This window comes from Enterobacter sp. RHBSTW-00593 (assembly GCF_013784105.1).
In the GTDB taxonomy this organism is placed as follows: domain Bacteria; phylum Pseudomonadota; class Gammaproteobacteria; order Enterobacterales; family Enterobacteriaceae; genus Enterobacter; species Enterobacter ludwigii.
The window spans coordinates 1,725,766-1,744,919 of record NZ_CP056393.1 but is presented as its reverse complement, the minus strand read 5'-3'; the positions used below and the strand labels follow the sequence as shown (position 1 = coordinate 1,744,919).

The 19,154-nt window shown below is 57.4% G+C and carries 17 protein-coding genes; 10 read left to right on the top strand and 7 right to left on the bottom strand.

What is annotated here, in order from left to right; all coding sequences use genetic code 11:
- Positions 1-132: 132 nt before the first annotated feature.
- From efeB to efeU, 3 genes are read right to left on the bottom strand one after another with little or no spacing between them, the layout of a single operon-like run.
- A complete protein-coding gene (gene efeB, locus HV242_RS08125; protein WP_020884708.1) occupies positions 133-1,416 on the bottom strand; it encodes an iron uptake transporter deferrochelatase/peroxidase subunit in 1,284 nt (427 codons plus the stop codon).
- Positions 1,417-1,421: 5 nt separating this feature from the next.
- Complete coding sequence (efeO, locus tag HV242_RS08120) at positions 1,422-2,549, bottom strand: iron uptake system protein EfeO (protein WP_063858501.1); 1,128 nt, start codon at positions 2,547-2,549, stop codon at positions 1,422-1,424.
- Positions 2,550-2,591: 42 nt separating this feature from the next.
- On the bottom strand, positions 2,592-3,425 hold the full coding sequence (gene efeU, locus HV242_RS08115) for an iron uptake transporter permease EfeU (protein WP_020884710.1): 834 nt from the start codon (positions 3,423-3,425) through the stop codon (positions 2,592-2,594).
- A gap of 251 nt (positions 3,426-3,676) precedes the next feature.
- Here efeU and HV242_RS08110 point away from each other — a divergent pair, with 251 nt between their 5' ends.
- Complete coding sequence (locus tag HV242_RS08110) at positions 3,677-4,861, top strand: NupC/NupG family nucleoside CNT transporter (protein ID WP_014169507.1); 1,185 nt, start codon at positions 3,677-3,679, stop codon at positions 4,859-4,861.
- A gap of 32 nt (positions 4,862-4,893) precedes the next feature.
- Here the strand turns inward: HV242_RS08110 and HV242_RS08105 are convergent, their stop codons facing one another.
- The gene (locus HV242_RS08105; RefSeq protein ID WP_014169506.1) at positions 4,894-5,313 is read right to left on the bottom strand and encodes a DUF3574 domain-containing protein; all 420 of its coding nucleotides are present in this window, start codon (positions 5,311-5,313) and stop codon (positions 4,894-4,896) included.
- Positions 5,314-5,425: 112 nt separating this feature from the next.
- Complete coding sequence (gene putP, locus HV242_RS08100; protein ID WP_020884712.1) at positions 5,426-6,934, bottom strand: sodium/proline symporter PutP; 1,509 nt, start codon at positions 6,932-6,934, stop codon at positions 5,426-5,428.
- Positions 6,935-7,357: 423 nt separating this feature from the next.
- Between putP and putA the strand changes: the two genes are divergently transcribed.
- Together putA and HV242_RS08090 are read left to right on the top strand one after the other, a co-directional pair.
- Positions 7,358-11,320 (top strand): trifunctional transcriptional regulator/proline dehydrogenase/L-glutamate gamma-semialdehyde dehydrogenase, encoded by a 3,963-nt coding sequence (gene putA, locus HV242_RS08095; protein ID WP_050736621.1) that lies wholly within the window; start codon positions 7,358-7,360, stop codon positions 11,318-11,320.
- A 101-nt stretch (positions 11,321-11,421) separates the two neighbouring features.
- Positions 11,422-11,817 (top strand): lysozyme inhibitor LprI family protein, encoded by a 396-nt coding sequence (locus HV242_RS08090; RefSeq protein ID WP_050736620.1) that lies wholly within the window; start codon positions 11,422-11,424, stop codon positions 11,815-11,817.
- Here HV242_RS08090 and rutR read toward each other — a convergent pair.
- A complete protein-coding gene (gene rutR / locus HV242_RS08085) occupies positions 11,814-12,452 on the bottom strand; it encodes an HTH-type transcriptional regulator RutR (RefSeq protein WP_014169502.1) in 639 nt (212 codons plus the stop codon). The genes HV242_RS08090 and rutR overlap by 4 nt on opposite strands.
- A gap of 243 nt (positions 12,453-12,695) precedes the next feature.
- Between rutR and rutA the strand changes: the two genes are divergently transcribed.
- Genes rutA through rutG form a run of 7 tightly spaced genes read left to right on the top strand, consistent with a single transcriptional unit; the run spans position 12,696 to position 18,136 of the window.
- Positions 12,696-13,787: a pyrimidine utilization protein A gene (gene rutA / locus HV242_RS08080; protein ID WP_025204484.1), complete on the top strand. Its 1,092-nt coding sequence runs from the start codon at positions 12,696-12,698 to the stop codon at positions 13,785-13,787.
- Positions 13,787-14,476 (top strand): pyrimidine utilization protein B, encoded by a 690-nt coding sequence (gene rutB, locus HV242_RS08075; RefSeq protein WP_020884717.1) that lies wholly within the window; start codon positions 13,787-13,789, stop codon positions 14,474-14,476. The genes rutA and rutB overlap by 1 nt, the downstream gene beginning before the upstream one ends.
- 11 nt (positions 14,477-14,487) lie before the next feature.
- Positions 14,488-14,874 (top strand): pyrimidine utilization protein C, encoded by a 387-nt coding sequence (gene rutC / locus HV242_RS08070; protein WP_050736619.1) that lies wholly within the window; start codon positions 14,488-14,490, stop codon positions 14,872-14,874.
- Positions 14,875-14,881: 7 nt separating this feature from the next.
- Positions 14,882-15,682 (top strand): pyrimidine utilization protein D, encoded by an 801-nt coding sequence (gene rutD / locus HV242_RS08065; protein ID WP_020884719.1) that lies wholly within the window; start codon positions 14,882-14,884, stop codon positions 15,680-15,682.
- Positions 15,683-15,691: 9 nt separating this feature from the next.
- Positions 15,692-16,282 (top strand): malonic semialdehyde reductase, encoded by a 591-nt coding sequence (locus HV242_RS08060; RefSeq protein ID WP_025204485.1) that lies wholly within the window; start codon positions 15,692-15,694, stop codon positions 16,280-16,282.
- A 9-nt stretch (positions 16,283-16,291) separates the two neighbouring features.
- Entirely contained in the window at positions 16,292-16,786 is a 495-nt protein-coding gene (gene rutF / locus HV242_RS08055; protein ID WP_014169496.1) for an NADH-dependent FMN reductase RutF, read from the top strand.
- 21 nt (positions 16,787-16,807) lie between these two features.
- Complete coding sequence (gene rutG / locus HV242_RS08050) at positions 16,808-18,136, top strand: pyrimidine utilization transport protein G (RefSeq protein ID WP_014169495.1); 1,329 nt, start codon at positions 16,808-16,810, stop codon at positions 18,134-18,136.
- Here the strand turns inward: rutG and HV242_RS08045 are convergent.
- Positions 18,124-19,047, bottom strand: a complete 924-nt coding sequence (locus HV242_RS08045; protein ID WP_041162529.1) for a DMT family transporter — start codon at positions 19,045-19,047, stop codon at positions 18,124-18,126. The genes rutG and HV242_RS08045 overlap by 13 nt on opposite strands.
- Between the last annotated feature and the right edge of the window lie 107 nt (positions 19,048-19,154).

Sequence of the window (19,154 nt, the reverse complement as noted above, 5' to 3'; positions counted from 1 at the left end):
TTTTACCTGAACGTAACTTTAAGACTGTCCCTACAGTGGAAATCAGTCTCATACAGGAATATTACAGAAATATAACAGCAGGACAGGCATATGAAAAAATAATGTCCCCGCGAATTATCGCAGGGACAATTATCAGGCTTCAATCAACCCTTGAGCGAGATAGGCGTTGCGATCGCGTGCGCCAGGCAGGGCAAAGAAATAACCGCCGCCGATGGGTTTAATGTACTCTTCCAGCGCTTCCCCGTTTAAGCGTTTCTGTACGGTCAGGAAGCCCTTCTCCAGGTCGTGCTGATAGCAGACAAACAGCAGCCCCATATCGAGCTGGCCGGCGTTGGTTACGCCAAGTGAATAGCTATATCCCCGACGCATCATCAGGCTGGATTGTGTCTCTTTGGTACGCGGATTGGCCAGGCGGATATGGCTGTCCAGCGCGATGACATCGCCATTCGGATCGCTGGCGTAGTCAGGCACATCATGCTCGTTCTTCATCCCGAGCGGAGCGCCACTCTGTTTATCGCGGCCAAAAATCGTCTGCTGCTCTTTGAGCGGCGTACGGTCCCAGAACTCCACGTGGAACTGAATAATCCGCACCGCCTGATAACTTCCCCCCACAGCCCATGCCGGCTCGCCCTGATCGGCCGTCACCCAGACCACCTCTTTCATGAGCGGGTCATTACGGCTGTCCGGGTTGGCCGTGCCGTCTTTAAAGCCCAGCAGGTTAACCGGCGTCTCTTTCCCTTTGCTGCGGGCGGCATGGTCAGAGATAAACCCTTCCCGCTTCCAGCGAACGCTCAGCAGGTCCGGCGTGTGCTTGATGATGTCGCGCAGCGCGTGGATCACCGTATCCTGGGTATTGGCGCAAATCTGCAGGAGCAGATCGCCGTGGCAGAGAGCAGCATCCAGAGAATCATTCGGGAAACGCGTCATTTTCTGCAGCGCTTTTGGCTTCTGTTTTGCCAGCCCGTAGCGCGCATCAAACAGCGACTCACCGAGCGAAACGGTTATCGTCAGGTTATCCGGAGCGATAAATGCCCCGAGGATACCGGAATCCATCGGCGGCAGACGCGGGTTAGGCGTGTCCGGCGCCGGACCACCGGCGGTGAGAAACGCGATGCGCGTCGTCAGCAGGCGGAACAAACGCTCAAGATCGGCTTTATCGCTTGCCAGCGAATCAAAAGCCACCAGCATCATGGAGGCCTGCTGTGGTGTCAAAATGCCCGACTGATGCTCACCATAAAAAGGCTGCGTCTCCATGCGTGCATTGGGTGACAGCGTGCCGGGAGCACTTTGCGGTTTCGCCGCATGCGCCACCGGGCACCCTCCGGCCAGAGCAAGGGCGCCCCCCAGCGCCCCTACCCCTTTTAACAATCGACGACGTGAAGGTTCTACCACGTCGTGTTCATTCTGCTTGTTCATCGTGCTTAATCCAGACCCAGTACGCCACGCAGCAGGGAGAGATCTTCCGCCAGTGTGGTAATCGGGCCTTTCAGCGCGTTACGGTCGGCATCGGTCAGCTTATCGTAGGTTTCAAACCCGTCTTTGGTACGGTACTTCGCCAGAATGGTGTCGACTTTTTTGAAGTTGGCATCCACTTTCGCCAGCAGTTCGCTGTTATCTTTCTGCAGCTGAGGACGTAGCAGATCGACAATTTTCTGCGCGCCATCGACGTTCGCCTGGAAGTCCCACAGGTCGGTGTGGCTGTAACGGTCTTCTTCACCGCTGATTTTACTTGCCGCCACTTCTTCAATCAGACCCGCGGCACCGCCCACCACTTTTGATGGCGGGAAGGCCAGCTCACTGATGCGTTTTTGCAGCTCAAGCACGTCACTGTTCAGCTGATCGGCATATTTATCCATCCCTTTGAGAGTGTTATCGCCAAACAGGGCTTTCTCCAGACGGTGGAAGCCGGTAAATTTCGGGTCGGCGGCTTTCTGCTCAAAATCATCTTCACGGGCATCAATGCTGCCATCCAGGTCAGAGAACAACTCGGCAATCGGCTCAATCCGCTCGTAATGCTGGCGGGTTGGCGCATACAGGGATTTCGCTTTCGCGATATCGCCCGCTTTTACTGCATCGGTGAAGGCTTTGGTACCGGTAGCCAGGTCCGCCGTCTCTTTGATGACATACGCTTTATAAGCAGTAATCGCATCACCCAGGCTCAACAGGGCCGTGCCTTTTCCGGCGTCGGCCGTGGCGTCGCCCTTCACGATAAGCTTGCCTTTAGGGTTCGTCAGCAGCCCGCAGGTCATCTCATATTCACCCGGCTGCAGGTTGGCAGTCATCTTCTGACTAAAGCCCGGCGCGATATTTTCACGCTCTTCCACCACCATGACGCCTTTCAGGATTTCCCACTCCAGCGCCTTCTGGCTGTGGTTCTGAATAATAAACTGGGTTTTGCCGCTGTTGACCGTAATGGTCATCGGCTCGCACTGCTTATCATTGACCGAAACCTTGACCTGCGGAACATCCGCGCCCCAGGCGGAAAATGCTGAAGCGAACAGCGCGGCAATGCCTGCGCATAACGCACTACGACGGAACTGAATTGCCATGACTCTTCCCTTTAAAAGTATGTTGTAACTAATGCAGACAGATTACGGCGCAACGCGCGACGTCTGAGTGCCGGTGCGCGGCGGCATGGCAAACAGCACCAGCGCCGGAACCAAATAGATAAAGTACATCGCCACTTCGCTGACGCTCGGCGTTTCCTGGTAACCAAAAATACCTTCGAGCAAGGTACCGGTCAGGGAATGCGTTGAGAGCACGTTACTGAGGTCGAACGCCACTTCCTGGAAGTGATTCCACAGGCCCGCTTCGTGGAAAGCGCGGATCGCCCCCGCCGCCAGCCCAGCGGCCACCAGCAGAATAAACAGGCTGGTCCATTTAAAGAATGCACCCAGGTTAAGGCGAATGCCGCCCCAGTAGAGCAGGAATCCCAGCACCACCGCAGTGGCCAGACCCAGCATCGCACCCAGCGGTGGCCAGATCCCCACATCCTGCTGAAATGCCGCCAGCAGGAAGAAAACCGACTCCAGCCCTTCCCGCGCCACGGCGAAAAAGACCATCATGATCAGCGCCCAGCCGTGGTTATTGCCCTTTTGCAGGGCGTTATCCACCGCCTGCTCCAGCTGCACCTTCACGTTGCGGGACACTTTACGCATCCAGAACACCATCCAGGTAAGGATTACCACGGCAATAACGGCCACGATCCCTTCAAACAACTCTTGCTCTTTCTGGGGAAACTCACCGGTGGTTTCATTGATAAGAATGCCAAGGCCCAGACAGAGTGCTGCGGCGAGGAATACCCCAATCCACATGACACCAATCCAGCGTCCACGCTGGGTTCGCTTCAGATAACTGGCGATGAGGCTGACGATGAGGGCCGCTTCGAGACCTTCACGTAACATAATGAGAAATGGAACAAACATGCCGACACCTTAAATGTTTATCGCGGTCAACTGATGCAAAGAAAGGTAAATTCTTGTGATAGTGATTATCATTACGACAGCAAGAAAAACAAGCGAAATGTGTGTTGTTTTGATGACGAGTTGTAAACACCCAGCCTGGTAATAATTGCTGGCGTTATCGTTAAGTTTATAAGTTATAGCGAAAATGCCCATTTACGGTTAATCAGGGCTGTGGCTAAATATCTGCCTCAAAAACCAACTGAAAATTAACCATGTTTAACATTATCCATTTCCTGCTGGCGCTGGTGATTATTCTTGCGCTTGCCTGGCTGGTGAGTTTCGACCGCCGAAAAATTCGCATTCGTTTTGTTTTACAGCTGATTGTCATTGAAATAGCCCTGGCGTTCTTTTTCCTGCATGCCGAAAGCGGGCTGTTCATTATTAAATATGTCTCGGGATTCTTTGAGTCACTGCTGAAATTCGCGGCTGAAGGCACCAATTTCGTCTTTGGCGGGATGGGTGAAAAAGGACTGGCGTTCATTTTCCTCGGCGTACTTTGCCCGATTATTTTTATCTCCGCACTGATTGGTATTCTTCAGCACTGGCGAATTCTGCCGATTTTTATTCGGGTGATCGGGACACTGCTGTCAAAACTGAATGGCATGGGTAAGCTGGAATCGTTCAACGCGGTGAGCTCGCTGATCCTCGGACAGTCTGAAAACTTTATTGCCTACAAGGGTGTACTGGGCGACCTCTCCTCTCGTCGTCTCTTCACCATGGCGGCCACGGCCATGTCGACGGTATCCCTGTCGATTGTCGGTGCCTATATGACCATGCTCGACGCCAAATTTGTCGTTGCCGCGCTCATCCTGAACATGTTCAGCACCTTTATTATTCTCTCCATTATCAACCCGGCGCGCCCGGAAGCAGAGCCGGACATCAAGCTTGAAAAGCTGCACGAGTCCCAGAGCTTCTTCGAAATGCTTGGCGAGTATATTCTGGCCGGTTTTAAAGTGGCGATGATTATTCTGGCGATGCTGATTGGCTTTATTGCCCTTATTAGCGCCGTTAACGCCCTCTTCTCCAGCGTATTTGGTATGAGCTTCCAGCAGATCCTGGGCTATGTATTTTACCCGCTGGCATGGCTGGTCGGTATTCCGCTGAGCGACGCGTTGAATGCCGGCAGTATTATGGCAACCAAGCTGGTCGCAAATGAATTTGTGGCAATGATTGAGCTGCAAAAAATTGCGCATCAGATGTCACCACGCGGACTGGGCATTTTGTCCGTTTTCCTGGTGTCGTTCGCTAACTTTGCCTCTATCGGCATTGTGGCCGGGGCGATCAAAGGCCTGAACGAGCAACAGGGGAACGTGGTATCGCGTTTTGGCTTACGTCTGGTGTATGGCGCGACGCTGGTCAGTTTGCTGTCCGCCAGCTTTGCAGGACTGGTGCTGTAAGCGATAACGGCGGGTTCTCCCGCCGTTTTTCATTAAAACTGCACGCACACCGGCTGATCGACTCGCATCACCGACTCCTGCGCGAAGCGTGATTTATAAATACCGCGCAACGCTTCAATATTCTTCTCGCTCTGCGCATCTTTACCGTGGATCAGCATAAGCGCCTTGCTCGGTTCACGCGCCACTTTCCCGTCGTTACCCAGCCACTGCCCACGCGCATCAAAGACCGTCAGGCCATCGCGAAAACGCGGCGTCACGTCCTGGTCAACGAACTGCTGCCACTCGCCGGTGGTGATTTGCGCCCCTGCGGGACGGTTTAGCCCGAAATAGAGCGTGGTTTGCTGCATCTGGTTATCCGCTTTGCAGGTCTCCATCGCCGCGTGTTGCGACGGCACACTGCAGCCCGCCAGCATCAATAATGCCGCTGCCATTACCCCTGTTTTGATTGTCATGCTTCGCTATCCTCATTGTTATAAGCACAGCGATATCATCGTAAATTGCGGATTTTGGCAAGAAAAAAGCCGGGTAGCGCGCGCGCTTACCCGGCCTGACTATCAGCGAAGATTACTCAGCCTGCAGCTTAGACGGCGGTGCAGTGTGATAGTGTGCGTCTGCTTCAGCAAAACGTTTCTGCATTGAGGCAGAAGGCGCTTTACCCAGCAGGCTGAACACCACAATGCCGATACTGCCGAAGATGAAGCCCGGGATAATTTCGTACAGACCGAGCCAGGCGAACTGCTTCCAGACGATAACGGTAAGCGCACCGATAATCATCCCCGCCAGCGCGCCGTTGCGGGTCATGCGCGACCACAGCACCGAGAAGAGCACCACCGGACCAAACGCCGCACCAAAGCCCGCCCACGCGTAGCTCACCAGGCCCAGCACGCGGTTCTCAGGGTTTGCCGCCAGCGCAATGGCAATTAAGGCCACCACCAGCACCATGAAACGCCCCACCCATACCAGCTCTTTCTGGCTCGCATCTTTACGCAGGAACGCTTTGTAGAGGTCTTCGGTGATTGCACTTGAGCAGACCAGCAGCTGGCAGCTCAGGGTGGACATCACGGCCGCCAGGATCGCGGAGAGCAGAATACCGGCAATCCACGGGTTGAACAGAATGCCCGCCAGTTCGATGAACACACGCTCGGCGTTCTGGTTTACTGCACCTGCCTGCGCCGGGTTATTGTTGAAGTAAGCGATGCCGAAGAAACCAACCGCACAGGCACCCGCCAGACAGAGGATCATCCACGTCATACTGATACGACGGGCATGAACAATCGTGTGGTGAGAGTCAGCGGCCATGAAGCGCGCCAGAATGTGCGGCTGACCGAAGTAGCCCAGACCCCAGCCCATCAGAGAAACGATGGCGACAAAGTTCAGCCCTTTCAGCATGTCGACGTTTTCAATGCTCTTCTGCTTAATCACTTCAAGCGAATCAGCAAAGCCGCCGACGGTGAAGATGACAATGACTGGCGTCAGGATCAGAGCGAAGATCATCAGGCTCGCCTGCACGGTGTCAGTCCAGCTTACGGCCAGGAAACCGCCCACGAAGGTATAAAGAATGGTTGCCGCAGCACCGGCCCACAGCGCCGTTTCATAGCTCATGCCGAAGGTGCTTTCGAACAGGCGCGCACCGGCCACAATACCAGAGGCACAATAGATGGTGAAGAACACGAGGATAACCAGCGCAGAGATAATGCGCAGCACGCGGCTGTTATCTTCAAAGCGTCCGGTGAAGTAATCCGGCAGGGTCAACGCATTGTTGTTGGCTTCGGTATGCACGCGCAGACGGCCTGCAACCAGCTTCCAGTTGATCCATGCCCCGACGGTCAGGCCAATGGCGATCCAGCTTTCAGAAATACCGGAGATGAAAATCGCCCCCGGCAGCCCCATCAGCAGCCAGCCGCTCATGTCGGACGCGCCCGCAGAGAGTGCGGTAACCATCGGCCCTAAGCTACGCCCGCCCAGAATGTAGTCGTCAAAGTTCTTTGTTGAACGCCATGCCAAAAACCCTATCAGGATCATGCCAAATATATAAACGAGAAATGTCACCAGCATCGGTGTGCTAATTGCCATTCAAATTCTCCAAAATGTCGAGCGACAACCGTCCGGGTTGCCTTGTTATGTCATCACCGGAACGTAGTGATGTGTGTATGTGTTTCTGTTGGCCGCGCGTATCCTGCCGTAAGCAGTGCTCGCACACAAACGATTTAACACTGCATTTACATCAAATTCATCCCTGGTTTTATACGTCTTTCGTATAGGTTGCACTCGCTCACGCTTTTACGGGTTGCACCTTTTAAAAGTGTTAAGTCCCGCATAAAAACAGGCCTCTCATCCAGAAGCCAGCACTTTTTTCCAGCTAACCATCTCTTAACAATCCATTCATTTTCTGGGTTGCAAACCAGGTCACATTTAACATGGTTGCACAAAGTTGCAACATGGTGGATATTTCACGCTATCGATAGCACACGACGACAGAACAACAGGAGCTTTGGCATGGGTATGACCACCATGGGGGTTAAGCTGGATGACGCAACCCGCGAACGGATTAAGACCGCAGCAACCCGCATTGACCGCACGCCGCACTGGCTAATCAAGCAGGCGATTTTTAACTACCTTGAAAGGCTCGAAAGCGATGAGGGGCTGCCAGAGCTGCCCGCGCTGCTGGCGGGTGCAGCCAATGAAAGTGATGAGGTTTCCGCCGCTGCTGACGAAAACCATCAGCCGTTCCTTGAATTCGCCGAGCAGATCCTGCCTCAGTCCGTCAGCCGCGCCGCCATTACCGGTGCTTACCGTCGTGCCGAAACCGACGCCGTACCGATGCTGCTGGAGCAGGCCCGTCTGCCAGAAGCCATTGCCTCTCAGGCGCACAGCCTGGCGTATCAGCTTGCCGACAAACTGCGTAACCAGAAAAATGCCACCGGCCGCGCCGGAATGGTACAGGGTCTGCTGCAGGAGTTTTCCCTCTCCTCTCAGGAGGGCGTAGCGTTGATGTGTCTGGCGGAAGCGCTGTTGCGTATTCCTGACAAAGCCACCCGTGACGCACTGATCCGCGACAAAATCAGCAACGGTAACTGGCAGTCACACATCGGCCGCAGCCCGTCGCTGTTCGTCAACGCGGCGACATGGGGCCTGCTGTTTACCGGCCGACTGGTCTCGACCCATAACGAAGCCAACCTCTCCCGCTCCCTGAACCGCATCATCGGCAAGAGCGGTGAACCGCTGATCCGCAAAGGCGTGGATATGGCGATGCGCCTGATGGGCGAGCAGTTTGTTACCGGCGAAACCATCGCGGAAGCGCTGGCCAACGCCCGTAAGCTCGAAGATAAAGGTTTCCGCTACTCTTACGACATGCTGGGTGAAGCGGCGCTGACCGCCGCCGACGCGCAGGCTTATATGGTCTCTTACCAGCAGGCGATTCACGCCATTGGTAAAGCGTCAAACGGTCGCGGTATTTATGAAGGCCCGGGGATCTCCATCAAGCTCTCGGCCCTGCATCCGCGCTACAGCCGTGCGCAGTACGACCGGGTGATGGAAGAGCTCTATCCGCGCCTGAAGTCTCTGACCCTGCTGGCGCGCCAGTACGACATCGGTATCAACATCGATGCCGAAGAGGCCGACCGCCTGGAGATCTCCCTCGATCTGCTGGAAAAACTGTGCTTCGAGCCGGAGCTGGCAGGCTGGAACGGAATTGGTTTCGTTATCCAGGCGTATCAGAAACGTTGTCCGTTCGTGATTGATTACCTGATTGACCTGGCAAGCCGCAGCCGCCGTCGCCTGATGATCCGCCTGGTAAAAGGCGCCTACTGGGACAGCGAAATTAAACGCGCCCAGATGGAAGGTCTGGAAGGCTATCCGGTCTATACCCGCAAGGTTTACACCGATGTCTCATACCTTGCCTGCGCGAAAAAACTGCTCGGCGTGCCGAACCTGATTTACCCGCAGTTTGCCACCCATAACGCCCACACTCTGGCGGCCATCTACAGCCTGGCCGGTCAGAACTACTATCCGGGTCAGTATGAGTTCCAGTGCCTGCACGGCATGGGTGAACCGCTGTACGAGCAGGTCACCGGTAAAGTGGCGGATGGCAAACTGAACCGTCCGTGCCGTATTTATGCCCCGGTGGGCACCCATGAAACCCTGCTGGCGTACCTGGTGCGTCGTCTGCTGGAGAACGGGGCGAACACCTCCTTCGTTAACCGTATCGCCGATACCACCCTGCCGCTTGACGAGCTGGTTGCCGATCCGGTGCAGGCGGTTGAGAAGATGGCGGCCCAGGAAGGTCAGATTGGCCTGCCGCATCCGAAGATCCCGCTGCCGCGTGAACTGTACGGCAAAGGTCGCGTGAACTCCGCGGGCCTGGACCTGGCGAACGAACACCGTCTGGCCTCCCTCTCCTCCGCCCTGCTCAACAGCGCGCTGCAGAAATGGCAGGCCAAACCGATTCTGGAGCAGCCCGTCGCTGATGGCGAAATGCAGCCCGTGATTAACCCGGCGGAGCCAAAAGATATCGTCGGCTACGTGCGGGAAGCAACCGAAGCAGAAGTGGATCAGGCGCTGGACAGCGCGGTGAATAACGCGCCAATCTGGTTCGCGACGCCGCCGCAAGAGCGTGGCGCCATTCTGGAACGTGCTGCGGTGCTGATGGAAGACCAGATGCAGTCGCTCATCGGGATCCTGGTGCGCGAAGCAGGTAAAACCTTCAGCAACGCCATTGCCGAAGTTCGTGAAGCGGTCGACTTCCTGCACTACTACGCAGGCCAGGTTCGTGATGATTTCGATAACGAAACCCACCGTCCTCTCGGTCCGGTGGTGTGTATCAGTCCGTGGAACTTCCCGCTGGCGATCTTCACCGGCCAGATTGCCGCCGCACTTGCCGCCGGCAACAGCGTGCTGGCAAAACCGGCGGAGCAGACCCCGCTGATTGCCGCTCAGGGTATTAACATTCTGCTGGAAGCGGGCGTGCCTGCGGGTGTCATACAGCTGTTGCCGGGCCGCGGTGAAACGGTCGGGGCGAAACTGACCGCCGATAACCGTGTGCGCGGCGTGATGTTTACCGGCTCGACTGAAGTGGCCTCCCTGCTGCAGCGCAATATTGCCACCCGTCTTGATGCGCAGGGGCGTCCAACGCCGCTCATCGCTGAAACCGGCGGCATGAACGCCATGATCGTCGACTCCTCCGCGCTCACCGAGCAGGTGGTGGTCGATGTTCTCGCCTCCGCCTTCGACAGCGCGGGCCAGCGCTGTTCCGCCCTGCGCGTGCTGTGTCTGCAGGATGACGTGGCAGACCACACGCTGAAGATGCTGCGCGGCGCGATGGCCGAATGCCGCATGGGTAACCCGGGCCGTCTCACGACCGATATCGGGCCGGTTATCGACGCGGAAGCCAAAGCAAATATCGAAAACCACATTCAGACCATGCGCGCCAAAGGCCGTCCGGTCTTCCAGGCCGTGCGTGAAAACAGCGAGGATGCCCGCGAGTGGCAGACCGGCACCTTTGTGCCGCCAACGCTGATTGAACTGGCCAGCTTCGACGAACTGAAAAAAGAGGTCTTTGGCCCGGTATTGCACGTGGTGCGCTACAACCGTAACAACCTCAACGAGCTGATTGAACAGATTAACGCCTCCGGCTATGGCCTGACCCTCGGCGTGCATACCCGCATCGATGAGACCATCGCTCAGGTGACCGGCAGCGCTAAAGTAGGCAACCTGTACGTGAACCGTAACATGGTCGGCGCGGTGGTGGGCGTACAGCCGTTCGGCGGTGAAGGTCTGTCAGGTACCGGTCCAAAAGCCGGTGGTCCACTCTACCTGTACCGTCTGCTGGCAAACCGTCCGGACAATGCGCTCGGCGTGACGCTGGCACGTCAGGATGCCGAACGTCCGGTGGACGCGCAGCTGAAGGCCGTGCTGACACAGCCGCTGGAGGCGCTCATCACGTGGGCAGAAACACGCCCGGAACTGCGCGCTGTCGCACAGCAGTATGGCGAACTGGCGCAGGCGGGAACGCAGCGCCTGCTGCCGGGGCCAACCGGTGAGCGCAACACCTGGACGCTGATGCCGCGCGAGCGTGTGCTGTGCGTGGCGGACAACGAGCAGGATGCGCTGGTTCAGCTGGCCGCCGCTGCTGCAACCGGTTGTGAAGTGCTGTGGCCGGAAGATGCACTGCATCGTGACCTCGCGAAACAGCTGCCGAAAACGGTCTCTGCCCGCATTCATTTTGCGAAGCCCGATGCTCTGCTGACTCAGTCGTTTGATGCCGTTATCTATCACGGTGATTCCGACCAGCTGCGCGAACTGTGCGAGCAGGTAGCGGCCCGCAGCGGTGCGATTGTTTCGGTACAGGGCTTTGCCCGCGGCGAAACCAATCTGCTGCTGGAACGTCTGTACGTTGAGCGCTCGCTTAGCGTGAACACCGCGGCGGCGGGCGGTAACGCGAGCCTGATGACAATCGGTTAATCGTGTAAAATATCCCCGGTGGCACTACGCTTACCGGGGTGACAAAATAACCCAGGGCCGGATAAGCACAGCGCATCCGGCTTTTTTACATGGAGGGGATGATGAAAAGATATCTGATCGCGGGGGCTGCATTGCTGCTGAGCGCGAACGCGCTGGCAGAAGAGTGCGCAAATGCGACCACCCAGCTTGAAATGAACACCTGTACGGCGCAGCAGTACCAGACAGCCGATAAAAAACTGAATCAGACGTATCAGGCTGCCATCAAACGCGCAGAAGCCCCACAGCGTGAGCTTCTGAAAAAGGCACAGCAGGCGTGGATTGCCCTGCGCGATGCCGACTGCAACTTTATCGGGTCGGGTACTGAGGGAGGCAGCGTCCAGCCGATGATCATCAGCCAGTGCCTGAACGAAAAAACCGTTGAGCGTGAAGCGTTTCTTGCCTCACTGATGCAGTGTGAAGAGGGCGATTTAAGCTGCCCTCTTCCGCCGGGAAACTAACGCACGCGGATCCCTTCAATGATCATCTGCTGAACGTTTTCCAGCGTGCTGTGGAAAAACGCCTCATCCTGGAGCGTTTTACCGGTCACCGCTTCAACCTGGGCCGCAAAGTCAGCGTAATGCTGAGTGGAGGCCCAAATCATAAAGATCAGATGATGTGGGTCAACTGGAGCCAGCTTCCCGCCCGCCACCCATCCGGCAATAATGGCCGATTTCTCGTCAACCAGCTGTTTTAAATCCCCGGTCAGCTCCGCCTGCAACAGCGGTGCGCCCTGCAGCATCTCCAGGCAGAACAGCCGTGATGCCTGCGGATAATCACGCGACACCTCCAGCTTCAGGCGAATGTACTCCCTGATCGCCACCAGCGGGGCAAGCTCTTCGCGAAACGCCTTAAGCGGCGCCAGCCAGATATCGAGGATCTGCTGCATCACCGCAATATAAAGCGCCTCTTTCGACGGATAGTAGTAGAGCAGATTCGTTTTCGACACCCCAGCCTGTTCCGCCACCTGCTCAAGGCGCGTGCCATGAATACCAAACTGCGAAAAGGTCTCCAGCGCCGCACTCAGGATGGCCTGCTTCTTCGCACTGACCGCCTGCGAACGTTTACCGGGTGTTTTCACTGCACCTTGTGTCATTCCCGCTCTCCATATTTTGCGTTGTCATCAGCATAGCAAAACCCCTCACCGACCACGACACTCTGCACTCCGATCGCGCATGAATGCCTGTTTTCTGTGCAATGTTTTTGACCATTTAGTCCACATTTGCGTATCTCAATTAACCAACCATTGATTAACACATTAATAACAAAGCCATTTTCAAAACTGGCATTGCCTTTGCAAAACCCTCTTTACCTGCAACGTCGTAAAGAGAGGTTCGTGATGAAAATTGGCGTATTTGTACCTATCGGCAACAACGGCTGGCTAATCTCGACCACCGCCCCGCAATACATGCCTACTTTTGAGCTGAATAAGGCCATCGTGCAAAAGGCGGAGCACTACCATTTCGATTTTGCGCTTTCGATGATCAAACTGCGGGGTTTCGGCGGCAAAACCGAATTCTGGGATCACAACCTGGAGTCCTTCACCCTGATGGCCGGGCTGGCAGCCGTCACCTCGCGCATTCAGATCTACGCGACGGCCGCCACCCTCACCCTGCCGCCGGCGATCGTTGCCAGAATGGCCTCCACCATCGACTCCATTTCCGGTGGTCGCTTTGGCGTTAACCTGGTTACGGGCTGGCAAAAACCTGAATATGAGCAGATGGGGATCTGGCCGGGCGACGAGTATTTCTCCCGCCGCTACGACTACCTGACCGAGTATGTGCAGGTGCTGCGCGATCTCTGGGGCACCGGCAAAAGCGACTTCAAAGGTGATTACTTCACCATGAACGACTGCCGCGTCAGCCCGCAGCCTTCCGCCCCGATGAAAGTGATCTGCGCCGGGCAGAGCGACGCAGGAATGGAATTCTCCGCTAAATACGCCGACTTCAACTTCTGCTTTGGCAAAGGCGTGAATACCCCAGCCGCCTTCGCCCCGACCGCGGCACGCATGAAAGAGGCCGCGGACAAAACCGGTCGCGATGTGGGTTCCTATGTCCTGTTTATGGTCATTGCCGACGAAACCGACGACGCCGCCCGCGCGAAATGGGAACGGTATAAGGCGGGCGCGGACGATGAAGCGCTGAGCTGGCTCACCGAACAGAGCCAGAAAGATACCCGTTCCGGCTCGGACACCAACGTCCGTCAGATGGCCGACCCGACCTCAGCGGTCAACATCAACATGGGCACGCTGGTCGGTTCCTATGCCAGCGTCGCCAGAATGCTCGATGAAGTGGCCGCCGTGCCCGGTGCGGAAGGCGTGCTGCTGACCTTCGATGAGTTCCTGACCGGTGTGGAAACATTCGGCGAGCGCATTCAGCCGCTGATGCAGTGCCGCGCCCACATTCCTGCCATCACAAAGGAGGTCGCGTAATGACCACGCTTGCAGCACGTCCGGAAGCTATCACCTTTGCGCCGCACCAAAGTGCCCTGATTGTGGTGGATATGCAAAACGCCTATGCCAGCCAGGGCGGCTATCTGGATCTGGCGGGATTTGACGTCTCCGCCACCCGACCGGTGATTGAGAACATTAAAACCGCAGTCAACGCAGCCCGCGCGGCTGGCATGCTGATCGTCTGGTTCCAGAACGGCTGGGACGATCAATATGTGGAGGCCGGTGGCCCGGGCTCTCCCAATTTCCATAAATCGAACGCCCTGAAAACCATGCGCAAACGGCCCGAACTGCAGGGCACACTGCTGGCGAAAGGCAGCTGGGATTACCAGCTGGTGGATGAGCTGGTGCCAGAGGCAGGCGATATCGTGCTGCCCAAACCGCGCTACAGCGGCTTTTTCAACACCCCGCTCGACAGCCTGCTGCGCAGCCGGGGGATCCGTCATCTGGTCTTTACCGGCATCGCTACCAACGTCTGCGTGGAATCCACCCTGCGCGACGGCTTCTTCCTGGAATATTTTGGCGTGGTGCTGGAAGACGCCACCCATCAGGCCGGGCCGGCGTTTGCGCAGCAAGCGGCCCTGTTCAACATCGAAACCTTTTTTGGCTGGGTCAGCAACGTCGCGGATTTTTGCGACGCCCTGAATCCACCGCTAGCCCGTATTGCCTGAGGAACAAGACCATGCCGAAATCCGTGATTATTCCGCCAGGAACCAGTACTCCGATTGCCCCGTTCGTGCCCGGCACGCTGGCCGATGGTGTGGTGTATGTATCCGGCACGCTGCCGTTTGATCAGCACAATAACGTGGTCTACCCCAACGACCCAAAGGCGCAAACCCGCCACGTGCTGGAGACGATCAAAAAAGTGATCGAAACAGCGGGTGGCACAATGGAGGATGTGACGTTCAACAGTATCTTTATCACCGACTGGAAAAACTACGCCGCGATTAACGACATTTACGCCGAGTTCTTTCCCGGTGATAAACCGGCCCGGTTCTGCATTCAGTGTGGGCTGGTGAGGCCAGATGCGCTGGTTGAAATCGCGACCGTTGCACACATCGCAAAGTGAGGCGGCCATGAAGCTCTCTGTCTCACCTCCCCCTTACGACGGCGCGCCCACGGTTGTCCTGATTGCCGGGCTTGGCGGGGGCGGCAGCTACTGGCTACCGCAGCTTGCCGTCCTGGAGCAAGAGTACCAGGTGGTGTGCTACGACCAGCGCGGGACGGGCAATAATCCCGACGTGCTGCCGGAAGCCTACAGCCTGGCGATGATGGCCGACGAGCTGGCCCGGGCGCTGAATGCCGCCGGGATCGTTCGTTACTGCGTCGTGGGTCATGCGCTGGGGGCGCTGATCGGCCTGCAGCTGGCGCTCGACCACCCCGATGCCCTCAGCGCGCTGGTGTGCGTGAACGGCTGGCTCACTCTGAATGCTCATACCCGACGCTGTTTCCAGATCCGTGAACGCCTGCTTCATGCAGGCGGCGCACAGGCGTGGGTAGAGGCGCAGCCGCTGTTTCTTTACCCGGCCGACTGGATGGCCGCCCGCGCGCCGCGCCTGGAGGCCGAAGAGGCCCTGGCACTGGCCCACTTCCAGGGCAAAAACAACCTGCTGCACAGGCTGAATGCCCTGAAGAAAGCGGACTTCAGTCGCCATGCCTCACGTATTCACTGCCCGGTACACCTTATCTGCTCCGCCGACGATCTGCTCATCCCTGCGGTCTGTTCCACTGAGCTGCAGGCGGCCATCCCCGGCAGCCACAAGGTGGTAATGCGCCAGGGCGGGCACGCCTGCAACGTCACCGAGCCAGAAACTTTTAATACGCTGCTGCTGAACGGGCTTGCCAGCCTGCTGCACAGCCCTGAACCCGCTTTATAAGGAGCCCTGATGAGCGAAGCGATTACCCCTGGCGCGCTGGCATCACTGTTTACCGGCGCACGCACCCATAACGGCTGGCAGGCGATCCCCGTCAGCGACGAGACGCTGCGCGAGATCTACGACCTGATGAAATGGGGTCCCACGTCCGCCAACTGCTCGCCAGCGCGGATTGTGTTTGTACGAAGCGCAGAGGGAAAAGAAAAACTGCGCCCGGCGCTTTCCAGCGGCAACCTGGAGAAAACCCTCACCGCCCCGGTTACGGCGATTGTCGCCTGGGATAGTGAATTTTATGAACGCCTTCCCGCCCTGTTCCCCCACGGGGATGCGCGGAGCTGGTTTACCTCAAGCCCGGCGCTTGCCGAAGAGACAGCCTTTCGCAACAGCGCGATGCAGGCGGCTTACCTGATTTTCGCCTGTCGGGCGCTGGGGCTCGATACGGGCCCGATGTCAGGCTTTGATCGCCAAAAAGTCGACGACGCGTTTTTCACCGGCACGTCGCTGAAAAGTAATCTGCTTATCAATATTGGCTATGGCGATACCAGCAAACTCTACGGCCGTTTGCCGCGTCTGGCCTTTGAAGACGCATGCGCACTGGCATAAGGAGCCACCATGATGACACCCGATAAACAAACCTTCCGTGATGCCATGGCCTGCGTCGGTGCGGCGGTCAATATCATCACCACCGACGGTCCTGCCGGGATGGCGGGTTTCACCGCCAGCGCGGTGTGCAGCGTAACGGATTCACCGCCCACGCTGCTGGTATGCCTGAACCGTGGCGCATCCGTCTGGCCGACCTTCAGTGAAAACCGCACCCTGTGCGTCAATACCCTGAGCGCCGGACAAGAGCCGCTATCAAACCTGTTTGGGGGGAAAACCCCGATGGACGAGCGCTTCGCCGCCGCGCGCTGGGAGACCGGCGAAACGGGGTGCCCGCGTCTGGAGGAGGCGCTGGCCTCGTTTGACTGCCGTATCAGCCAGGTGGTGAGCGTGGGCACGCACGACATCCTGTTTTGCGACATCGTTTCGATTATTCGCCACCCCGCGCCGCAAGGGCTGGTGTGGTTTGACCGCGGCTATCACGCGCTTATGCGACCCGCCTGTTAACCCTCCTTAAGGAGTCAGCTCATGGCAATGTTCGGTTTTCCCCACTGGCAGTTGAAATCGACCTCTACAGAACCTGGCGTGGTCGCGCCGGATGAAAGGCTCCCGCTCGGGCCAACCTTAGTGATGGGGGTTCAGCACGCGGTCGCGATGTTCGGCGCAACGGTGCTGATGCCCATGCTGATGGGGCTTGATCCCAATCTGTCCATTCTGATGTCGGGTATCGGTACCCTGCTGTTCTTTTTCATCACCGGCGGGCGCGTGCCCAGCTATCTTGGTTCCAGCGCTGCGTTTGTCGGCGTGGTCATCGCCACCACCGGCTTTAACGGTCAGGGTATCAACCCGAATCTGAGCGTCGCGCTCGGCGGCATTATCGCCTGCGGGCTGGTCTACACGCTGATTGGCCTGGTGGTCATGAAGGTCGGGACGCGCTGGATAGAGCGGATGATGCCTCCCGTCGTCACCGGGGCTGTGGTGATGGCAATTGGTCTGAACCTTGCGCCAATAGCCGTCAGAAGCGTCTCCGGTTCGCCCTTTGAAAGCTGGATGGCGGTGATCACGGTACTCTGCATTGGCCTGGTGGCGGTGTTTACGCGGGGGATGATCCAGCGACTGTTGATCCTGGTGGGGTTAATCGTTGCCTGTCTGGTGTACGCCCTGCTGGCAAACGTCTTCGGTCTGGGCAAGCCGGTTGATTTTACACTGTTGCATAACGCCGCCTGGTTCGGCCTGCCGCAGGTGACGTCTCCGGTCTTTAACACGCAGGCGATGATGTTAATCGCGCCGGTTGCGGTGATCCTGGTGGCAGAAAACTTAGGCCATCTGAAAGCCGTTGCGGGTATGACCGGGCGCAGCATGGACCCTTACATGGGCCGCGCCTTTGTCGGCGACGGTCTGGCTACCATGCTCTCCGGCTCGGTCGGCGGTAGCGGTGTAACGACCTACGCTGAAAATATTGGTGTGATGGCAGTGACCAAAGTTTACTCCACCCTGGTCTTCGTGGCGGCAGCGGTGATGGCGATGCTCCTCGGGTTCTCACCGAAATTCGGCGCGCTGATCCACACCATTCCCGCGCCGGTGATTGGTGGGGCATCGATTGTGGTATTTGGTCTGATTGCCGTTGCCGGGGCACGCATCTGGGTGCAGCATCGTGTCGATCTGAGCCAGAACAGCAACCTGATTATGGTGGCGGTCACGCTGGTGCTGGGGGCGGGAGATTTTGCCCTGACGCTGGGCGGCTTCACCCTTGGTGGGATTGGCACCGCAACCTTTGGCGCAATCCTGCTTAACGCCCTGCTGAGCCGCCGGGAAGCGGCTGCACCGCAGGGCGACGTGGTACATCAGGACTCTTGATTTATCGCAGCGCTGTCACGCTCAGGCAGCGCTTTTTTCTTCCGTTTCAGCTTCAGCTCACTCACCAGCACGCCGGCGACAATAAACGCCGCACCCACCAGCGCCAGCAGCGGTAAACGCTCTCCGGCGATACGCCCGAAAATGCCCGCCCATACCGGTTCGCCGGTATAGATAACCGTCGCACGCGTCGGGGAAACGCTGCGCTGCGCCCAGTTCATGGTGACCTGGATAATGGCGCTAAAGATACCCAGCCCCAGCGCCACCACAACCAGCCCGGTGGACATCGGCGGAACAGACTCCCCTGCCGGCACCATGGTGGCAAAAGCCACCAGCGACGCGGTCGCCAGCTGAACCACGGTGACGCGCTTGACGTCCACTTTGCCAGCCCAGGCGCTGATCAGAATAATTTCCGCGGCAATCGCGATAGCGCCCACCAGCGTAATGATTTCGCCCGGCCCCAGCGCCAGCAGGTTGTTTTCCGGCCCGGCAAGCAAGATAAGGCCAATAAACGCCAGCACGATCCCCGTGCAGGACATCAGACCCGGTATTCTCCCCAGACAGAGCCATTGCAGTAACGGCACCAGCGGCACATACATGGCGGTGATAAACGCCGATTTGCTGCTGGTGATGGTCTGTAATCCCCACGTCTGCAGGCTGTAGCCCATGGCAATCGCAACCCCAATGGCCACCCCGGCCTTCAGTTCTTTAAGCGTCAGCCCGCGCAAGGTTTTAAGCGAGAGTAATCCCACGGCAATCGCCGCCGTCGCAAAGCGCAGGCCGACAAAAAAGAACGGACCGCTCAGCGTGACCGCGTACTGGACGGCGAGAAAGGTTCCGCCCCAGAACATGGTGATCAGAATGAGAAGGGCTTCCTGAGGTTTGACGGAGAATGTGAAACGGGAGAGAGACATGCGGCACCAGCAAATAAGCATCAATCCTCTAGTGTGCGATGCCTTTGGTGACAGTTCAATGTTGCAGAAATAAAAAACCGCCGGGAGATCCCGGCGGCAGGGTATCA